Genomic DNA, 15783 nt, shown 5'->3' with positions numbered 1-15783 from the left:
TTTTCTGGAATTTTGTTATAATTAACTTAGTTTATAACTAAGGAGAGGTATGATGAATCGAAAAGATAAAGAAAGAAAAGAGCAAGTAGCTCATATTATTGAAATTCCAGATGAATATAGGCTTGTTGTAGATGATAAAGAAGGAGTGGATGATCCGCATCATCTATTATGGTGGGAATATAAAGAGGATGAGGAGAAAGCGATACAAATTTCGTTAAATAGACATACCGGAGCGTTACTTGAATTAAAAATAGATGATGACGATTATTTTCCGAGTAATAATGAAAAGATGGATGAGAACAAAGCGAAAGAGATTGCAAATAAATTTATAAAAAATCATTTGCGAGAAGGATTTGAGCTTTATACATATGTATATGTGGAGGATTGGCGAGATTTAAAGGAAGTAAATTATATGCAAGAGGTGAATGGATATCCATTGCCGAATACAGGGTGTGTTGTGCGAGTGCATCCTTCAGGGAATGTTGTGAATTTCTCCTATAACGGACGAAAAAGTATACAAGAAAAGCCGTTATGGCCAATTGAAATTGTTAATGAGAATATCGTTTTAGAAAATCTGAAAGCTAGACAAGATATGAGGCTGGTGTTTGCTGATTTAACATTCTCCTCATGTGCATATGAAAATGGACAAGAAATAAAAGGATATCACCTTTTGTATGAGCCAGAACCTGTCCATGCGTCTATTCATGCAAGTACAGGTAAGGATTTGTTTGGACCAGATCACTATAAATTACCTCCAACAGTAGAGGTTATCAAACCGATAAAAGGTAGTCAACAAGATGATATATTTGCTTTGTTTGATTGGGATAAAGAAAGTTTTACAAAAGTAGATGAGACGGAAAATGAATTTGAAATAAGGATGAAATTTGTACCGAAAGAGGAATTGCAAAAAGAAAGAGAAGAGAAGAATCCATATTTAATGAATGAATTTTTTAAAAAACATTTGCCGATGTTAAAGTATAATAATTTAGTTGGCATTACTATTAATAAATCAACCAATGAGTTAATTGGCTTTATAAAACTGGCAGAAGCTAAAGAAGCAAAACAAATACTGTCAAGAGAGGAATGCTTACAGAAAGCACTTCAATTTTTAGAACGAGTTATTCCAGATGTTACACAATATCTTCATCTTTGGGATGAACGAGATGAGGAAAAATATGGAGTTGAAAGATTTTTCTTTTCCGTATATGTGAATGGGATTCCAGTAGAGTATATGCAATTTATGATCAACATCAATACAGAAAATGGTGCTGTGATGCACTACTCAGGAGAATCTAGCAACATTATAAAAGAATTGCTCACATATGAAACAACACCAAAAGTAACAAAAGAAAAAGCGTTAGAAATATATATAAAGGCCATCCGAGTTAAATTAGAATGGTATATAGATAATGATGCAGAGGAAACGGTATATCAATTACTGTATAAACAAACGACGGATGAAAATCGTAAAGAGTTCTTCGATTTTAGCCGAGAAATTCGTTATATTGATGCACATACTGGGGAGAAGATTTGGAGTAAATAAGTCTTTAAATAGGGAAAAAGGTCTTCGAGAGAAGACCTTTTTTAGAAAGAACGATTATTCTTCGTATGTATCAATTTTGTATAACCACTTCTGTACACTAGCAGGTGGTCCTTCTGTTCTCCACTTTGTTGTACACATTCCGCAAGAACAGTGAACTTTTCCTTTTGCAAAAATACCGGTAATTTCAGGAGTATATCCCCATGCGTGTTTTGCAATATTCATTTTTCGGCGCATTGTACGTTGACGTTGGTGTCTTGTATAAGCACGTGTTCTTTCAAATTTCATATTTGTAATCCCTCCTTGTAGTACAAGCAGCTTGCAAGAGCGTACAAGGAGTTCATCTCTTACAAGCTACTTATGAACAAGAGGGTAATGAAATGTTTCATATTCCACTCTCCAATCTTTTGTTTAAGTATACGTAGCGAAGCTTTGTGAGACAAATAGTATGCTTAAAAAACATATTGGAATGATATCGTACAGACACAAACAGCCTCACGCCCACATACACATAGTAAAGACCACTATTTTGGCGGAGGTGAAGGGTTTGAGTCTATTCGCCGCAATTGGATATATGGTTCGAGAAGTGTTTGTATTTGTTTCTTATGTGAAGAACAATGCGTTCCCGCAGCCGTTATCATCAGATGATGAGAGAAAGTACTTAGAGTTAATGGAGCAAGGTGATGCTCAAGCGAGAAATCTTTTAATTGAACATAATTTACGGCTTGTAGCTCATATTGTTAAAAAATTTGAAAACACCGGTGAAGATGCAGAAGATTTAATTTCAATTGGTACAATTGGGCTTATTAAAGCGATCGAAAGCTATTCAGCAGGGAAAGGAACAAAGCTTGCAACTTATGCAGCACGCTGTATTGAAAATGAAATTTTGATGCATTTACGTGTACTGAAGAAAACGAAAAAAGATGTCTCACTTCATGATCCGATCGGGCAAGATAAAGAGGGGAATGAAATATCACTTATTGATATATTAAAATCAGAATCTGAAGATGTAATTGATATGATTCAGTTAAGTATGGAGTTAGAGAAGATTAAAGAGTATATCGATATTTTAGATGAACGAGAGAAAGAAGTGATTGTGAAGCGTTTTGGGCTTGGGCTTGATAAGGAGAAAACACAAAGGGAGATTGCGAAGGCGCTTGGTATTTCAAGGAGCTATGTATCACGAATTGAAAAGCGTGCTTTAATGAAAATGTTCCATGAATTTGTGCGAGCTGAGAAAGAGAAGAAAGCAAAAGAATAATGTACATTGTAGGCAGCTACACTTTAAAAGTGGCTGCTTTTCTTTCGGAAAAAAGGAAAGAAAACGAGCCACTCTAAGAAGAAATACATGTTCACTGTTGAAAATGACGGGTTCTATCTGTAATATTAGAAGGTGCTAACCAATTTAAGAATAAAAATTATACTTAGTTTTTCTTCGTGTATAACGAGGCGGCTCCATTCTATATGTGGGAATAAGAACCAATTTTACATATGATATAGAGAGAAAAGAAGGGGAAACTAAAGTTACAGACTGATTAGGAGGTTTCGCAATTTGCGACGTACATTATATCGACTTATGATCGAACTTACAAATGGTCGTTTTACTTCTTATATATTACGTAAATTTGCACAATCTCGTTTAAGCTCTATCATTATTCCATCGTATGCGAAAGTTTTTCAAATCAATCAAGATGAGATGGAAAAGGGTTTGAAGGAATATCGAACATTGCATGATTTATTTACACGTAGGCTAAAAGAAGGAAAACGTAGTATTGATACAGACGCATCGAGTATCATTAGTCCTGTTGATGGTGTTTTTGCTGATCAAGGTCCTATTGAGGATACAAAAACATTCGATATTAAAGGCAAACGATATTCAATAGTGGATATGCTAGGTAATGAAGAGCGTGCAAAACGATATGCAGGCGGTACATATATGGTAATTTATTTGAGTCCAAGTCATTATCATCGTATTCATAGTCCACTCTCAGGCTCTGTGACTGAAAGATTTGTACTCGGTAGAAAATCATATCCAGTAAATGCAGCCGGTATGGAATATGGGAAAGAACCGTTGTCGAAAAATTATCGCTCTGTTACAGAAGTAAATAGTGAAGGCGAACATATGGCGCTTGTAAAAGTAGGGGCAATGTTTGTAAATAGTATTGAGCTTCTTCATGAAAGAAGTACTGTTCAAAAAGGCGAAGAGATGGCATACTTTACATTTGGCTCAACAGTTGTTTTATTGTTTGAAAAAGATATGATTGAAGTAATGAAGGAATTGACAAGTGGACAAGAGCTTCGTCTTGGTGAAAAAATTGCAACTCGATTATCTCGTAAGTAAAGAAAAGATTTTATTATAAATTTGTGAAGGCTCTAATTAAGAAATATGGACAAAGGTGCTTAATGAAGAAATCCCCTAGATGGGAGTACTTGTTTATTCGAGAGCCATCGTAGGATGGCTCTTTTTACAGGTCAATCAGTAATCTATATGTACTCAAGAAGATTTGACAAGCTTGTCCTCTAATGAGCGTCTAATAATTTCTTGTTTTATAAGTAAAATGAAGTCGGGATTTAATTTTAGCTCTTTTGCTTTATAATAAGACTCAGTGAGTAACTCAGTAGATAACTGTTCCATATGTTTTGTTTTCAAGGTGAGTCACCTCCTAATAATATAAGGATTGATTCGTTGTTGCATTTAATGTACCAAAAAAATATGACAGTCACAAACAAGGGGTTATCCACATACCTCAGTGGATAAAATGTGTATAGATTGTTAGTAAATTCCAAATTAACTGAAAAATTAATGTGGAAAGTGTGTACAAGTTTATCCACAGGTTATCTATCGAAAAATGTTGTCGAAAAATTTTTATGAAAAATCCTCAAAGAGGTGAAAGAAATTGAAGTTATTTTTACCAAATGAATATGTGAAAAATGTATATCATGTTCAACCAGAAGATTTGAAGAAACGTGGAATTAAAGGGGTTATTACTGATTTAGATAACACTTTAATTGAATGGGATCGTCCAAACGCAACACCACAGCTTGAAGAGTGGTTTTTGAAAATGAAAGAAAATGACATTCAAGTAACGGTCGTTTCAAATAATAACGAGCAACGCGTTAAAGATTTCGCTGATCCATTAGGTATTCCATTTATTCATAGTGCGCGTAAACCGCTTGTTCGCGCATTTAAGCGTGCGATACAAGAGATGCATTTACAGCCAGATGAAGTTGTAGTAATTGGAGATCAGTTACTAACGGATGTGCTCGGTGGAAATCGAGTGGGACTTCATACAATTTTAGTTGTGCCAGTAGCGCAAACGGACGGATTGGTGACGCGCTTTAATCGAAAAATCGAACGAAGAATTATGAGAAACATGAAGAAAAAAGGCTTAATTAACTGGGAGGAATAAAGTTTGACTGAAACAATTAAATGTATTGGTTGCGGTGTAGAAATTCAAACAGAAAATAAAAATGAAGTAGGATACGCTCCTGCATCGTCTTTAGAGAAAGAACAAGTAATTTGCCAACGCTGTTTTCGTTTGAAACATTATAACGAAATTCAAGATGTATCTTTAACAGATGATGATTTCCTTCGCATTTTGAATGGAATTGGACAATCAGACGCATTAGTGGTCAAAATCGTAGATATTTTCGATTTTAATGGTAGCTGGTTACCAGGCTTACATCGTTTTGTAGGGAATAATAAAGTATTACTTGTAGGGAATAAGGCTGACTTAATTCCAAAGTCAGTTAAGCATGATAAAGTAAAACATTGGATGCGCTATAGTGCAAAGCAACTTGGTTTAAAACCAGAAGATGTCTTTTTAATTAGTGCAGCTAAAGGACAAGGGATTGCTGAACTTGCTGAGGCAATTGAGTATTACCGCGGAGGCAAAGACGTTTATGTTGTCGGATGTACGAATGTTGGTAAATCAACATTTATTAATCGTATGATTAAAGAGTTTAGTGATGAAACTGAGAATGTAATTACAACATCTCATTTCCCAGGAACAACACTTGATTTAATTGATATTCCATTAGATGAAACATCATCTCTATATGATACACCGGGTATTATTAATCATCATCAAATGGCCCATTATGTTGGGAAACAAAGCTTAAAGCTTATTACACCGACTACAGAGATTAAGCCAATGGTATTCCAATTAAATGAGGAACAAACATTATTCTTTGGCGGATTAGCACGATTTGATTATGTAAGTGGAGGCCGTCGTGCATTCACTTGTCATTTCTCAAACCGTTTAACAATCCATCGCACAAAGCTCGAAAAGGCTGATGAATTGTACGAAAGACATGCTGGGGAATTATTGAATCCACCGACACCAGAAGAATTAGAAAATATGCCTGAGTTTGTGAAATATGAATTTAATATTCGTGAGCCGAAAACGGACGTTGTATTCTCTGGGTTGGGCTGGGTTACTGTAAATGAATCAGGAGCGAAAATTGTTGCTCATGTACCAAAAGGAGTAAGTGTTTCATTACGTAAATCTTTAATTTAATATGGAGAGGGATTTATGAAACAATTATATGGTGTAATCGGAAATCCAATTGGACATTCATTATCACCCGTTATGCATAACGATGCATTTGAACACTTGAATATGGATGCTCATTATCATGCGTTTCTTGTAGAAGAAGAAACGTTAGGGGAAGCAGTAAAAGGTTTAAAAGCATTAGGAATTTCAGGATTTAATGTAACAACTCCGCACAAAGTTGCAATTATGGAGTATCTAGATGAAGTTGCCCCGCTAGCAGAGCAAATCGGTGCAGTAAATACGGTCGTTCATCGAGAGGGAAAATTGATTGGGTATAATACGGATGGAATTGGTTTTGTTCGTGCCTTACAGTCAATTAGTAAAGATCCGCTTCAAGAGAAACGTATTTTATTAATCGGTGCAGGCGGTGCTAGTCGAGCTATTTACTTTTCACTTGCAGATGTAGGTGTGAAAGCAATTGATATTGCTAATCGTACTGTAGATAAGGCGGAAAATCTTATCGCTGGATGCATGGGAAATGTTAATTCACATGCTCTATCGCTAGAACGCGCAGCGGAAGTTCAAGGGGAATATGATATTATCATTCAAACAACAACGATAGGCATGCATCCGCATGTTGAGTATGCACCGCTAGAAATTTGTTCGTTGAAACAAGGAACGATTGTTTCTGATATTATTTATAATCCATTTGAGACAAAAATTTTAGGCGATGCGAAAGCACAAGGTGCAACAATTCAAAATGGAATCGATATGTTCGTTTATCAAGGTGCACTTGCATTTGAAATGTGGACAGGTCGTGTGCCGAATATTGATAGAATGAAACAATTAGTAATGAGAAAGCTTGGAGGCTAATTATATGTTAACAGGAAAACAAAAAAGATTTTTACGTGCAAAGGCACATCATTTAACACCGATTTTTCAAGTTGGAAAAGGTGGCGTAAATGAAAATATGGTGAAACAAATTGGAGAAGCGTTAGAAGTTCGTGAACTATTTAAAGTGAGCGTATTACAAAACTGTGAATTTGATCGTCGTGAAGTTGCAGAAGAGCTTGCACAAGGTGCACGAGCTGAAATCGTTCAAGTAATCGGAAGCACAATTGTTTTATACAAAGAATCAAGAGAAAATAAGCAGATTAAACTTCCGCAATAAAAGGTATACGTGAGTTGTTTCGTGATTGACGCTTGATATGTAGAGAGCGAAACCAATTGAACTTTTATTAACAGTAGACTCTCTTCGAATGTTTATGGAGAGAGTTACTGTATGTAAAAGGAAGGAGCGTTTCTTTTGAGAAAAATTGGCATTATTGGCGGCACATTTGATCCACCTCATAATGGGCATTTGTTAATTGCGAATGAAGTGTATCATGCACTAAATTTGGAAGAGGTATGGTTTTTGCCAAACCAAATTCCGCCGCACAAACAAGGCCGTAACATTACGAGTGTGAACAACCGATTAAACATGCTGCAAATGGCGACTGAAGAAGAAGCATACTTTTCAATTTGTTTAGAAGAGCTAAACAGAGAAGGCCCATCTTATACGTATGACACGATGTTACAATTAACAAAGAAGTATCCGGATGTACAGTTTCACTTTATTATTGGCGGAGACATGGTTGAGTATTTACCGAAATGGTATAACATTGAGGAGTTACTCAAGCTTGTAACTTTTGTTGGAGTTGCAAGACCAGGTTATACATTGCATACGCCTTATGATATCGTAAAAGTGGAAATTCCAGAGTTTGCAGTTTCTTCCTCTTTGTTGCGTGAGAGATACATGGAGAAGAAAACGTGCAAATATTTACTTCCTGAAAAAGTACAGGTATATATCGAGAGGAATGGGTTGTATGAATCGTGAAAAAGCACTTAAAATTGTCAAACAACAAATGCATGAAAAACGTTATATACACACGATTGGTGTAATGGAAACAGCGATTGAACTTGCTCGGTTATATGGTGTAGATGAGAAAAAGGCAGAGATAGCTGCTATATTTCACGATTATGCAAAATGTAGAGCGATTCCAGAAATGGAAGGGATTATTAAGAGAGAAGCTTTGCCGAAGGATCTACTTCACTATAACAAAGAGTTATGGCATGCACCTGTTGGGGCATACTTAGTAGAAAAAGAAGTGGGCATTACTGATCCTGAAATTCTACAAGCTATTACATATCATACAAGTGGTCATGAAAAAATGACAATGTTAGATAAAGTTATTTATGTGGCAGATTACATTGAACCAGGTCGTAAATTTCCTGGTGTGGAAGAAGCGAGAAAACTCGCATATAAAGATATAAATCAAGCTTTATTGTTTGCTTTAAAGCGAACAATTCAATTTTTAATGGAAAAAGATCAAACGATTTATCCATTAACATTCCAAACATACAACGCAGTTATCAAGGAGGAAATTAATAAATGAAAGATAAAGAGTTATTAGTATTAGCGGCAAAAGCAGCTGATGATAAGAGAGCAGAAGATATGGTTGTACTAAATATGCAAGGAATTTCACCAATTGCTGACTATTTTATTATTTGTCACGGGAATTCAGACAAGCAAGTGCAAGCAATTGCACGTGAAATTAAGTCGAAGGCACATGAGTTGAAAATTGATGTTCAACGTATGGAAGGTTTTGATGAAGCACGTTGGGTTTTAGTAGACCTTGGTGATGTAGTTGCACATGTATTCCATAAAGATGAGCGTGATCACTACAATTTAGAGCGTCTATGGGGCGATGTGCCGCGTGAAGATATCACAGATGAGTTAGATCAATGAAATACGAACAATTTGCATTGCTGTATGACGAACTGATGAATGATGTCCCTTATGATAAATGGGTGGAATTCACAGAAGAAAGTTTGCAACAGGCATCTATGAAAGAGGCAAAAATTCTTGACGTAGCATGTGGAACTGGTAACGTAACACTTCCGCTTGTGCGAAAAGGTTATGATTTAATTGGTGTAGATCTTTCGGAAGAAATGTTAACTGTCGCGCAGCAGAAATTGGGGGGAGAAGGTTACTTTATTCCTTTTTACCAACAGGACATGAGAGAGCTCGATGTTCCTGGTGAATTCGATTGTGTGACAATCTTTTGTGACTCATTAAACTATGTATTGCAAGAAGATGGAGTGCAAGAAACATTTAGAAGAGTTTTCCACCATTTACGTCAGGATGGCTTGTTTTTATTCGATGTACACTCTTTATATAAAATACATCACGTATTTCAAAATGAAACATATACAGTGAATGGCGAAGAAATATCACTTATTTGGAACTGCTTCCCTGGAGAAGAATCAGATAGTGTGGAACATGATTTGACATTCTTTGTACAAGATTCAGAAGAAGATGTGTATCATCGTTTTGACGAATGTCACGTGCAGCGCGCATATTCGGTTGAAGTGTTAACGAAATGGCTTGAAGAATCTGGGTTTACGGTGCTTCGTGTCACAGGTGATTTTGAACGAATTGAAGTGACGGAACAAACAGAGCGCATCTTTTTTATGGCGAAGAAGAATGGATAAAACAAAAGCAACCGATAAGGTTGCTTTTGTTTTATAGAAAAGATGTAGTTTTAGTTCTAGAAAAATAAAAAGATGAAATGTGTAAAGTGTAAAAATGCTAGTTTTAGTGAAAATGTAGTATGAAAAAGATACGTATTAATCAAAAGGATTTGGAATTACGATGGCGTATTTATTATGTGTGTTTATTGAATTGCTGCTCAACGCACTTTAAATCTTCATCAAATTTCTCATGTGTCCGTTCAATTAATTTATGGAACATATCCCCGACGTGCTCTTCTAAAATACGAATACCTTCTCCTGTAACACCGCCTTTGACACATACCTTTTCTTGTAATGTGGGTAATGTGAAAATCTCTTTTTCAAGTAATTTCCCCATTCCAATGACCATTTCACTTACTAAAGTAGTGGCTTCTTCATGTGTAATATTTGTTTTATCTACAGCAGCGTTAATGAAACATTGTAATAAATAACTAAAAAAAGCAGGGCCACAGCTTGCTATATCAGATGAAACGCGCGTTATATTTTCTTCTATAACAAGGGGAGTAGAAATGTTTTTGAATAGACGAAGTAGTTTTTGCTGCCATTCTTCAGAGCAGTCATTTCCAAAGGTAAAAAGTGATGCGCCGGATAAGGCGCGGTTTGTGATGCTTGGAATGATACGCGCGACATGGCAAGGTACAAGTGTTTCTAATTGTGCTGGAGATATTGGACTTGTGATAGAAACTAAGCACTTTTCATCAGAGAAATGTTCAGCGTATTTTTGTAGGATAGGATATATATCTATCGGTTTTACGCAAATGAAAATAAGCTGCGATTGTTCGATTACCTCTTGGATTGTTTTGGCTATATGAACAGAAGGGTATTTTTCTTTTATATGATATGCTTTGGCAGGCGTCCGATTAATAATAGTAAGGCACGAAGGTTTGACAGCACGGGTTTCTAAAAATGCATCGATTAGTATATTCCCCATGTTCCCTGTCCCTATAATTCCTATATTCAATGTTTCATCCCTCCTTCGTAACAGCGTTCTCCTAAACAATATGAATGATGTTATAAATTTATGATTAGAGGTGTAAAATGATGTGGGATTTTCCGAAAAAATGGTTGGGATTAGTAGTTATTATTGGCATTGTGATATTCCTTTTTTTCTGGAAAACGAACCAGCATACAGAACAATCACTCATTACAATGGATGTTCAAGCGAAAGATGTGGAGAAAAAAAGTAAACCGAAAGTATCGGATACAAAGGAACAGAAGAAAATAATTATAATTGATGTAAAAGGAGCGGTTTTTAAAGAGGGTGTGTATGAAATGAAGGAAGGGGACCGGGTGAAGGACGCGGTTGAAAAAGCTGGTGGTTTGTTGCCGGATGCAGATATGAAGAAAGTGAATTTGGCGCAAATGGTCCAAGACCAAATGATTCTTTATGTTCCTAACAAAAATGAGCTAGTGCAAGAAGGAGCTGCTTTTTCAAAAAGCGAGGGTAAAGTGCAAATAAATACAGCTTCTAAAGAGCAACTGGAAAAAATAACGGGTATTGGTTCTCGGAAGGCGGAAAGTATTTTGAAATATCGAGAAGAACACGGCCCGTTTCAGAAAATAGAAGATTTATTGGAGATTGATGGGATTGGAACGAAGTCCCTTGAAAAAATAAAAGATCAAATAATTATTCCATAAAAGATTGACGAAGTTTTTCCTCTTTCGCTACACTACAAGTAGACAAAAAAGTAGGTGAAAAATATGGAACGAATTTCATGGGATCAATATTTTATGACGCAAAGCCATCTGTTATCTTTGCGTAGTACGTGTACAAGACTTGCGGTAGGAGCGACGATCGTTCGTGATAAACGAATTATTGCTGGTGGATATAACGGTTCAATTAAAGGTGGTGTACATTGTATAGACGATGGTTGTTACGTCATTGATAATCATTGTGTTCGTACAATTCATGCTGAAATGAATGCTTTATTGCAATGTGCGAAGTTTGGTGTAAAAACAGAGGAAGCGGAAATATACGTTACGCATTTCCCTTGTCTACAATGTTGCAAGGCGATTATTCAAAGTGGTATTACAGCAGTTTATTATGCACAGGATTATAAAAATCATCCGTATGCTATAGAGTTATTTGAACAAGCAAATGTGACAGTGAAGCACGTTCCGCTAGAGTATGACATTACATCGCAAGAGGAACAAGAACGTCATTTGCAGTTAAAAGAACTGTTTGCATCTTTAGAAAAAGATAACTTGTCAATGGAAGAATTACAGCGTGTATTCACTGAAGCAAAAATGATGCTATAAGGGGTGGATATGAGTTGCAGGGACAATGGGGCTATGTTGCAATCTCGTTTATAATGGGGATTGCAATTGCCTTTTCCTCGTCGTATTTGTTGAATGCTTGTTGTTTCGTTTGTTATGTTTTATTTTGTTTATATCGTACTTCGCGTAAAACCTTCATTTTTTGTATGTTAGCGTATTTTAGTGGCGCTATGTACACCACGTATGTTCAGAGTCAAAACAAGCCGCTAGGAGAGCCCTACGAAGTTACACGAGGGGTTATACAAAATACACCTCTTATTAATGGGGATCGCCTTTCTTTTCAAATTGAAGATCAAAATAAAAATATAGTGCAGTTAAACTATAAAATTCAATCTGCTTCGGAAAAGAAGCAATTGCAACGCTTATATGCAGGAATATCATGTGAATTTAAAGGGAAGGTGAAAGAACCACAAATTGCTCGGAATTTTCATGCTTTTGATTATCGTAATTATTTATATCAGCAAAAGATACATTTTATATTCGATGTGACATACATTTCTGAATGCCAAAAAACATCGTTGTCACTCGTACAATGGATTTCCCTTCTCAGGCAGCAAGCAATCTCAAAAGTTACAGAAATGTTTCCAGAACAATCAGGTGCGTTTATGAATGCATTATTATTTGGAGATCGACAACAAATGACGTTTGAAGTAGAAGAGCAATATCAACAATTTGGTCTTATACATTTGTTGGCAATTTCAGGATCACATATCGTATTATTAATGGTTATGATGTATTTTATTTTACTAAGAAGTGGTGTGACGAAGGAGGTAGCAACAGTATGCCTTATAGTTTGTATTCCTCTGTATATGATCATAGCGGGGGCGTCGCCATCTGTTGTGAGGGCTTCTATAACAGGAGTTTTATTATTGGTAGCTTTCATGTGTTCTGTTCGCTTATCTAGCCTAGATGCCCTAAGTATAACAGCCATATGTATGCTTATATACAACCCGTATCTTGTTTTTAATATTGGATTCCAATTCTCATTTGTAGGTAGTTTTGCTTTATTACTATCTGCACCGATATTATTAGGGCGTAGTAATGGGGTAGTTCGGAATTCTATTTATATTTCTATAATTTCACAGCTCGCTAGTACCCCGATCTTGTTATATCATTTTGGTTATTTTTCTCCTTATAGTATTTTCCTCAATCTTATATATGTTCCTTTTCTATCCATCATTGTATTACCGTGTAGCATTTTTATTTTTATATGTATGCCAATCATTCCATTTTTCGCAAAAGGAATTGCATATGCACTTTCAATGTGTTTAACCATTTCTAATGATTTTCTAAGTTACTGTGAAAGTTTCCCTTTTATCCGACTTACTTTTGGTCAAACTCCTTTATTTCTTGTAGCTATATATTGTTTTAGTGTTGTTAGTATATTTGTGATCTGGGAAAGAGTAATAATGAAAAAAATTTTGGTCATAGTTGTGGGTGTATTTCTTCTTATTAGTATTTGTCATTATGTATCTCCATATTTTCGCGCAAGTGGGAGTGTTACATTTCTTGATGTTGGTCAGGGAGATGCAATATTAATTCGTCTCCCATACGATAAAGGGGTCTACCTTATTGATACAGGTGGAGCGCTTCATGTCAAGAAGGAAGCGTGGCAAGAAAAAAAGCATGAATTTTCTGTTGGGCATGATATTCTTGTTCCTTTTTTACAAAAGGAAGGTATAAAAACAATTGATAAATTAATTGTAACGCATGGCGATGCGGATCATATAGGTGATGCACTGGATTTATTATCTTCTATTACTGTAAAAGAAGTTGTATTTGGGAGAAAGGAGCAAGATGCTGTATTAGAAAAAGTGTTGAAGAAACAGGCATTAGAAAAGAGAGTGAAGATAAGTGTAGTAGGAGAAGGTGAGAGTTGGAGGATAAATGAAGCGGAATTTTTCGTATTATCCCCAAAGGGGAAAGAAAAAGGCGAAAATGACTCCTCGATTGTAATATGGGCGAAATTAGGAGGACTAACGTGGCTATTTACGGGTGATTTAGAAGAAGCAGGAGAAAAGTTTATAGTATCGGCATATCCTGAGTTGCGGGCTAATATTTTAAAAGTCGCCCATCATGGGAGTAAAACATCGTCTGCAGATCCCTTTTTAAGCCTTATACAGCCTAGTGTGGCGATTATTTCTGTGGGAGAACGTAATAGGTATGGGCACCCGCATAAGGAAGTTATAGAGCGTTTTAAGAAGATAGGTACTGAAATATGGCGCACGGATAAGCAAGGTGCTATTTCCTATGTTTTTAATGGAGAAAAAGGAACCTTTCAAAGTAAAATCACATATGATGGAATACATAATAGATGAAAAAAAGAAGACTGCTATTAAGCAGCAGCCTTTAAGAACCGATGAATTTAATAACAGTTGCAATAATGAAAAGTGTTGCGAAAAAACCAAATGAGACGATAAATCCTACCCCTGAATCAATAGCGTCATTGCGTTTACTTTGAACGTTTTGTTCAAAATCATTCATTTAGAATCCCTCCCCAACATTCCATTTTAGTATAAAATATTGTCAGAAAAAAATCTACAATTTCCATATGAAGAGAAATAGAGCATTTGTATACTATTTCTAGTTAGCTAAGAAGTGTGAGTTTTTCATTTCCAAGCATGTTAACAGTTGGCACTTATACTAGAATTATTATTGTAAATAATAAAGGGAAGGTGATTAACGCACACCAATAAGAAACCCGGGGCTTATTGCGTGGCGTTTTATATAAATAAAGGGACGGGTTATAAAGCCTGTTCCTTTGTACTTGTAAAACAAAAGCTAGGGCATTAGTATAAATATATATATTGCCAAGTTAGGGAGTAGGAAAAAGTATGAGTGATATACATAAGAAAATAAAAAATAAACAGTTTGCTTCGTTGTATGTACTGTATGGAACGGAAGCCTATTTTATAAATGAAACGATAAAACTTATTACAACGGAAGCGCTTGAAGAGGAAGATCGAGAGTTTAATGTTGTGACATACGATTTGGAAGAGGCATATTTAGAAGATGTAGTTGAGGATGCACGTACGCTTCCCTTTTTTGGGGATCGTAAAGTTATATTAATAAAATCACCGTTATTTTTAACGTCACAAAAAGAGAAATTAGAGCAAAATATAAAAATTTTGGAAGAATATATTGGAGAGCCATCTCCTTTTTCTATTCTTGTTTTTGTTGCGCCGTATGAAAAATTAGACGAACGAAAAAAAATTACAAAACTATTAAAGAAAACAGCGGATGTAGTAGAAGCGAATGCTATGCAAGTGCAGGATGTACAGAAGTGGATTGTGTCTCGTGCAGATGAGGTGCATGTGCATATTGATAATGCGGCTGTTAGTTTGTTGTTAGAGCTTGTAGGAAGTAATGTAACGATGTTGGCGAAGGAAATGGACAAGTTAACGTTATACGTTGGTATGGGAGGAGAGGTTACACCGAAACTTGTTGCAGAGCTTGTGCCGAAATCTGTTGAGCAAAATGTGTTTGCTTTGACGGAGAAAGTGGTAAAAAAAGATATCGCGGGTGCGATGCAAATTTTGGATGGATTATTTACGCAGCAGGAAGAACCAATTAAACTGCTTGCGTTATTAGTAAGTCAATTCCGCTTACTCTATCAAGTGAAAGAGTTGCAACAGCGTGGTTACGGACAAAATCAAATTGCTTCCCATATTGGTGTACATCCGTATCGGGTAAAGTTGGCGATGAATCAAACGAAGTTTTTCTCCTTTGAAGAATTAAAAAAAGTTATTATAGAATTGGCGGAAGCTGATTATAGTATGAAGACGGGGAAAATGGATAAGAAACTTGTGCTCGAGTTTTTCTTAATGCGGTTAAATCATATGTAATGATACAAAAAAGTTCACGTACTTGTTACGTGAACTTTTTTGTATATAAAAA

General features: G+C 35.8%; 19 protein-coding genes. 15 read left to right on the top strand and 4 right to left on the bottom strand.

Features of this window, described 5'->3' with window-relative positions; genetic code table 11:
* Positions 1–49 precede the first annotated feature (49 nt).
* The gene (locus tag MR109_RS04350; protein WP_242271170.1) at positions 50–1543 is read left to right on the top strand and encodes a YcdB/YcdC domain-containing protein; all 1494 of its coding nucleotides are present in this window, start codon (positions 50–52) and stop codon (positions 1541–1543) included.
* Positions 1544–1597: 54 nt separating this feature from the next.
* On the opposite strand, the gene MR109_RS04345 is transcribed toward MR109_RS04350, so the two are convergent.
* Positions 1598–1828, bottom strand: a complete 231-nt coding sequence (locus MR109_RS04345) for a hypothetical protein (protein ID WP_242271169.1) — start codon at positions 1826–1828, stop codon at positions 1598–1600.
* A 259-nt stretch (positions 1829–2087) separates the two neighbouring features.
* Between MR109_RS04345 and sigK the strand changes: the two genes are divergently transcribed.
* Positions 2088–2801: an RNA polymerase sporulation sigma factor SigK gene (gene sigK / locus MR109_RS04340; RefSeq protein WP_000051382.1), complete on the top strand. Its 714-nt coding sequence runs from the start codon at positions 2088–2090 to the stop codon at positions 2799–2801.
* A 291-nt stretch (positions 2802–3092) separates the two neighbouring features.
* The gene (locus tag MR109_RS04335) at positions 3093–3881 is read left to right on the top strand and encodes a phosphatidylserine decarboxylase (protein ID WP_071718582.1); all 789 of its coding nucleotides are present in this window, start codon (positions 3093–3095) and stop codon (positions 3879–3881) included.
* Between the two features lie 153 nt (positions 3882–4034).
* Here MR109_RS04335 and sda read toward each other — a convergent pair whose 3' ends face one another.
* Complete coding sequence (sda, locus tag MR109_RS04330) at positions 4035–4190, bottom strand: sporulation histidine kinase inhibitor Sda (protein ID WP_000850094.1); 156 nt, start codon at positions 4188–4190, stop codon at positions 4035–4037.
* Between the two features lie 247 nt (positions 4191–4437).
* Between sda and MR109_RS04325 the strand changes: the two genes are divergently transcribed.
* From MR109_RS04325 to MR109_RS04290, 8 genes are all read left to right on the top strand, one after another.
* Complete coding sequence (locus MR109_RS04325; protein WP_002173529.1) at positions 4438–4950, top strand: YqeG family HAD IIIA-type phosphatase; 513 nt, start codon at positions 4438–4440, stop codon at positions 4948–4950.
* A gap of 3 nt (positions 4951–4953) precedes the next feature.
* A complete protein-coding gene (yqeH, locus tag MR109_RS04320) occupies positions 4954–6060 on the top strand; it encodes a ribosome biogenesis GTPase YqeH (protein WP_242271168.1) in 1107 nt (368 codons plus the stop codon).
* 15 nt (positions 6061–6075) lie between these two features.
* Positions 6076–6909 (top strand): shikimate dehydrogenase, encoded by an 834-nt coding sequence (gene aroE / locus MR109_RS04315; RefSeq protein WP_242271167.1) that lies wholly within the window; start codon positions 6076–6078, stop codon positions 6907–6909.
* 4 nt (positions 6910–6913) lie between these two features.
* Entirely contained in the window at positions 6914–7207 is a 294-nt protein-coding gene (yhbY, locus tag MR109_RS04310) for a ribosome assembly RNA-binding protein YhbY (protein WP_002173526.1), read from the top strand.
* A 135-nt stretch (positions 7208–7342) separates the two neighbouring features.
* Positions 7343–7912, top strand: a complete 570-nt coding sequence (locus MR109_RS04305) for a nicotinate-nucleotide adenylyltransferase (RefSeq protein WP_025147392.1) — start codon at positions 7343–7345, stop codon at positions 7910–7912.
* Entirely contained in the window at positions 7902–8471 is a 570-nt protein-coding gene (yqeK, locus tag MR109_RS04300; RefSeq protein ID WP_242271166.1) for a bis(5'-nucleosyl)-tetraphosphatase (symmetrical) YqeK, read from the top strand. The genes MR109_RS04305 and yqeK overlap by 11 nt, the downstream gene beginning before the upstream one ends.
* A complete protein-coding gene (gene rsfS / locus MR109_RS04295; protein WP_242271165.1) occupies positions 8468–8824 on the top strand; it encodes a ribosome silencing factor in 357 nt (118 codons plus the stop codon). The genes yqeK and rsfS overlap by 4 nt, the downstream gene beginning before the upstream one ends.
* Complete coding sequence (locus MR109_RS04290; RefSeq protein WP_025147395.1) at positions 8821–9570, top strand: class I SAM-dependent DNA methyltransferase; 750 nt, start codon at positions 8821–8823, stop codon at positions 9568–9570. Before rsfS ends, MR109_RS04290 begins: the two co-directional genes overlap by 4 nt.
* Positions 9571–9742: 172 nt before the next feature.
* On the opposite strand, the gene comER is transcribed toward MR109_RS04290, so the two are convergent.
* A complete protein-coding gene (comER, locus tag MR109_RS04285) occupies positions 9743–10570 on the bottom strand; it encodes a late competence protein ComER (protein WP_242271164.1) in 828 nt (275 codons plus the stop codon).
* 77 nt (positions 10571–10647) lie between these two features.
* Between comER and MR109_RS04280 the strand changes: the two genes are divergently transcribed.
* The 3 genes from MR109_RS04280 to MR109_RS04270 all read left to right on the top strand — a co-directional run bounded on the left by MR109_RS04280 (position 10648) and on the right by MR109_RS04270 (position 14204).
* Positions 10648–11247 carry a helix-hairpin-helix domain-containing protein gene (locus MR109_RS04280; RefSeq protein WP_242271163.1) on the top strand — a complete coding sequence of 200 codons (600 nt, stop codon included), beginning with the start codon at positions 10648–10650 and terminating at the stop codon, positions 11245–11247.
* A 63-nt stretch (positions 11248–11310) separates the two neighbouring features.
* The gene (locus MR109_RS04275; RefSeq protein ID WP_242271162.1) at positions 11311–11868 is read left to right on the top strand and encodes a ComE operon protein 2; all 558 of its coding nucleotides are present in this window, start codon (positions 11311–11313) and stop codon (positions 11866–11868) included.
* Between the two features lie 14 nt (positions 11869–11882).
* The gene (locus MR109_RS04270; RefSeq protein WP_242271161.1) at positions 11883–14204 is read left to right on the top strand and encodes a DNA internalization-related competence protein ComEC/Rec2; all 2322 of its coding nucleotides are present in this window, start codon (positions 11883–11885) and stop codon (positions 14202–14204) included.
* A 31-nt stretch (positions 14205–14235) separates the two neighbouring features.
* Here MR109_RS04270 and MR109_RS04265 read toward each other — a convergent pair whose 3' ends face one another.
* Positions 14236–14370, bottom strand: a complete 135-nt coding sequence (locus MR109_RS04265) for a YqzM family protein (RefSeq protein ID WP_000997609.1) — start codon at positions 14368–14370, stop codon at positions 14236–14238.
* A gap of 350 nt (positions 14371–14720) precedes the next feature.
* Between MR109_RS04265 and holA the strand changes: the two genes are divergently transcribed.
* A complete protein-coding gene (gene holA, locus MR109_RS04260) occupies positions 14721–15731 on the top strand; it encodes a DNA polymerase III subunit delta (protein WP_242271160.1) in 1011 nt (336 codons plus the stop codon).
* The last annotated feature ends 52 nt before the right edge of the window (positions 15732–15783 follow it).

It is taken from the genome of Bacillus cereus group sp. BfR-BA-01310, assembly GCF_022664325.1.
Classification (GTDB): domain Bacteria; phylum Bacillota; class Bacilli; order Bacillales; family Bacillaceae_G; genus Bacillus_A; species Bacillus_A paramycoides.
This window is presented reverse-complemented; position numbering and strand designations above follow the sequence as displayed.

Bases quoted from the DNA above. Each gene is read 5' to 3' on its own strand.
- MR109_RS04350 (WP_242271170.1), top strand. From the start codon at position 50: ATGATGAATCGAAAAGATAAAGAAAGAAAAGAGCAAGTAGCTCATATT.
- MR109_RS04345 (WP_242271169.1), bottom strand. From the start codon at position 1,828: ATGAAATTTGAAAGAACACGTGCTTATACAAGACACCAACGTCAACGT.
- aroE (WP_242271167.1), top strand. From the start codon at position 6,076: ATGAAACAATTATATGGTGTAATCGGAAATCCAATTGGACATTCATTA.
- yhbY (WP_002173526.1), top strand. From the start codon at position 6,914: ATGTTAACAGGAAAACAAAAAAGATTTTTACGTGCAAAGGCACATCAT.
- yqeK (WP_242271166.1), top strand. From the start codon at position 7,902: ATGAATCGTGAAAAAGCACTTAAAATTGTCAAACAACAAATGCATGAA.
- rsfS (WP_242271165.1), top strand. From the start codon at position 8,468: ATGAAAGATAAAGAGTTATTAGTATTAGCGGCAAAAGCAGCTGATGAT.
- MR109_RS04290 (WP_025147395.1), top strand. From the start codon at position 8,821: ATGAAATACGAACAATTTGCATTGCTGTATGACGAACTGATGAATGAT.
- MR109_RS04280 (WP_242271163.1), top strand. From the start codon at position 10,648: ATGATGTGGGATTTTCCGAAAAAATGGTTGGGATTAGTAGTTATTATT.
- MR109_RS04275 (WP_242271162.1), top strand. From the start codon at position 11,311: ATGGAACGAATTTCATGGGATCAATATTTTATGACGCAAAGCCATCTG.
- MR109_RS04265 (WP_000997609.1), bottom strand. From the start codon at position 14,370: ATGAATGATTTTGAACAAAACGTTCAAAGTAAACGCAATGACGCTATT.
- holA (WP_242271160.1), top strand. From the start codon at position 14,721: ATGAGTGATATACATAAGAAAATAAAAAATAAACAGTTTGCTTCGTTG.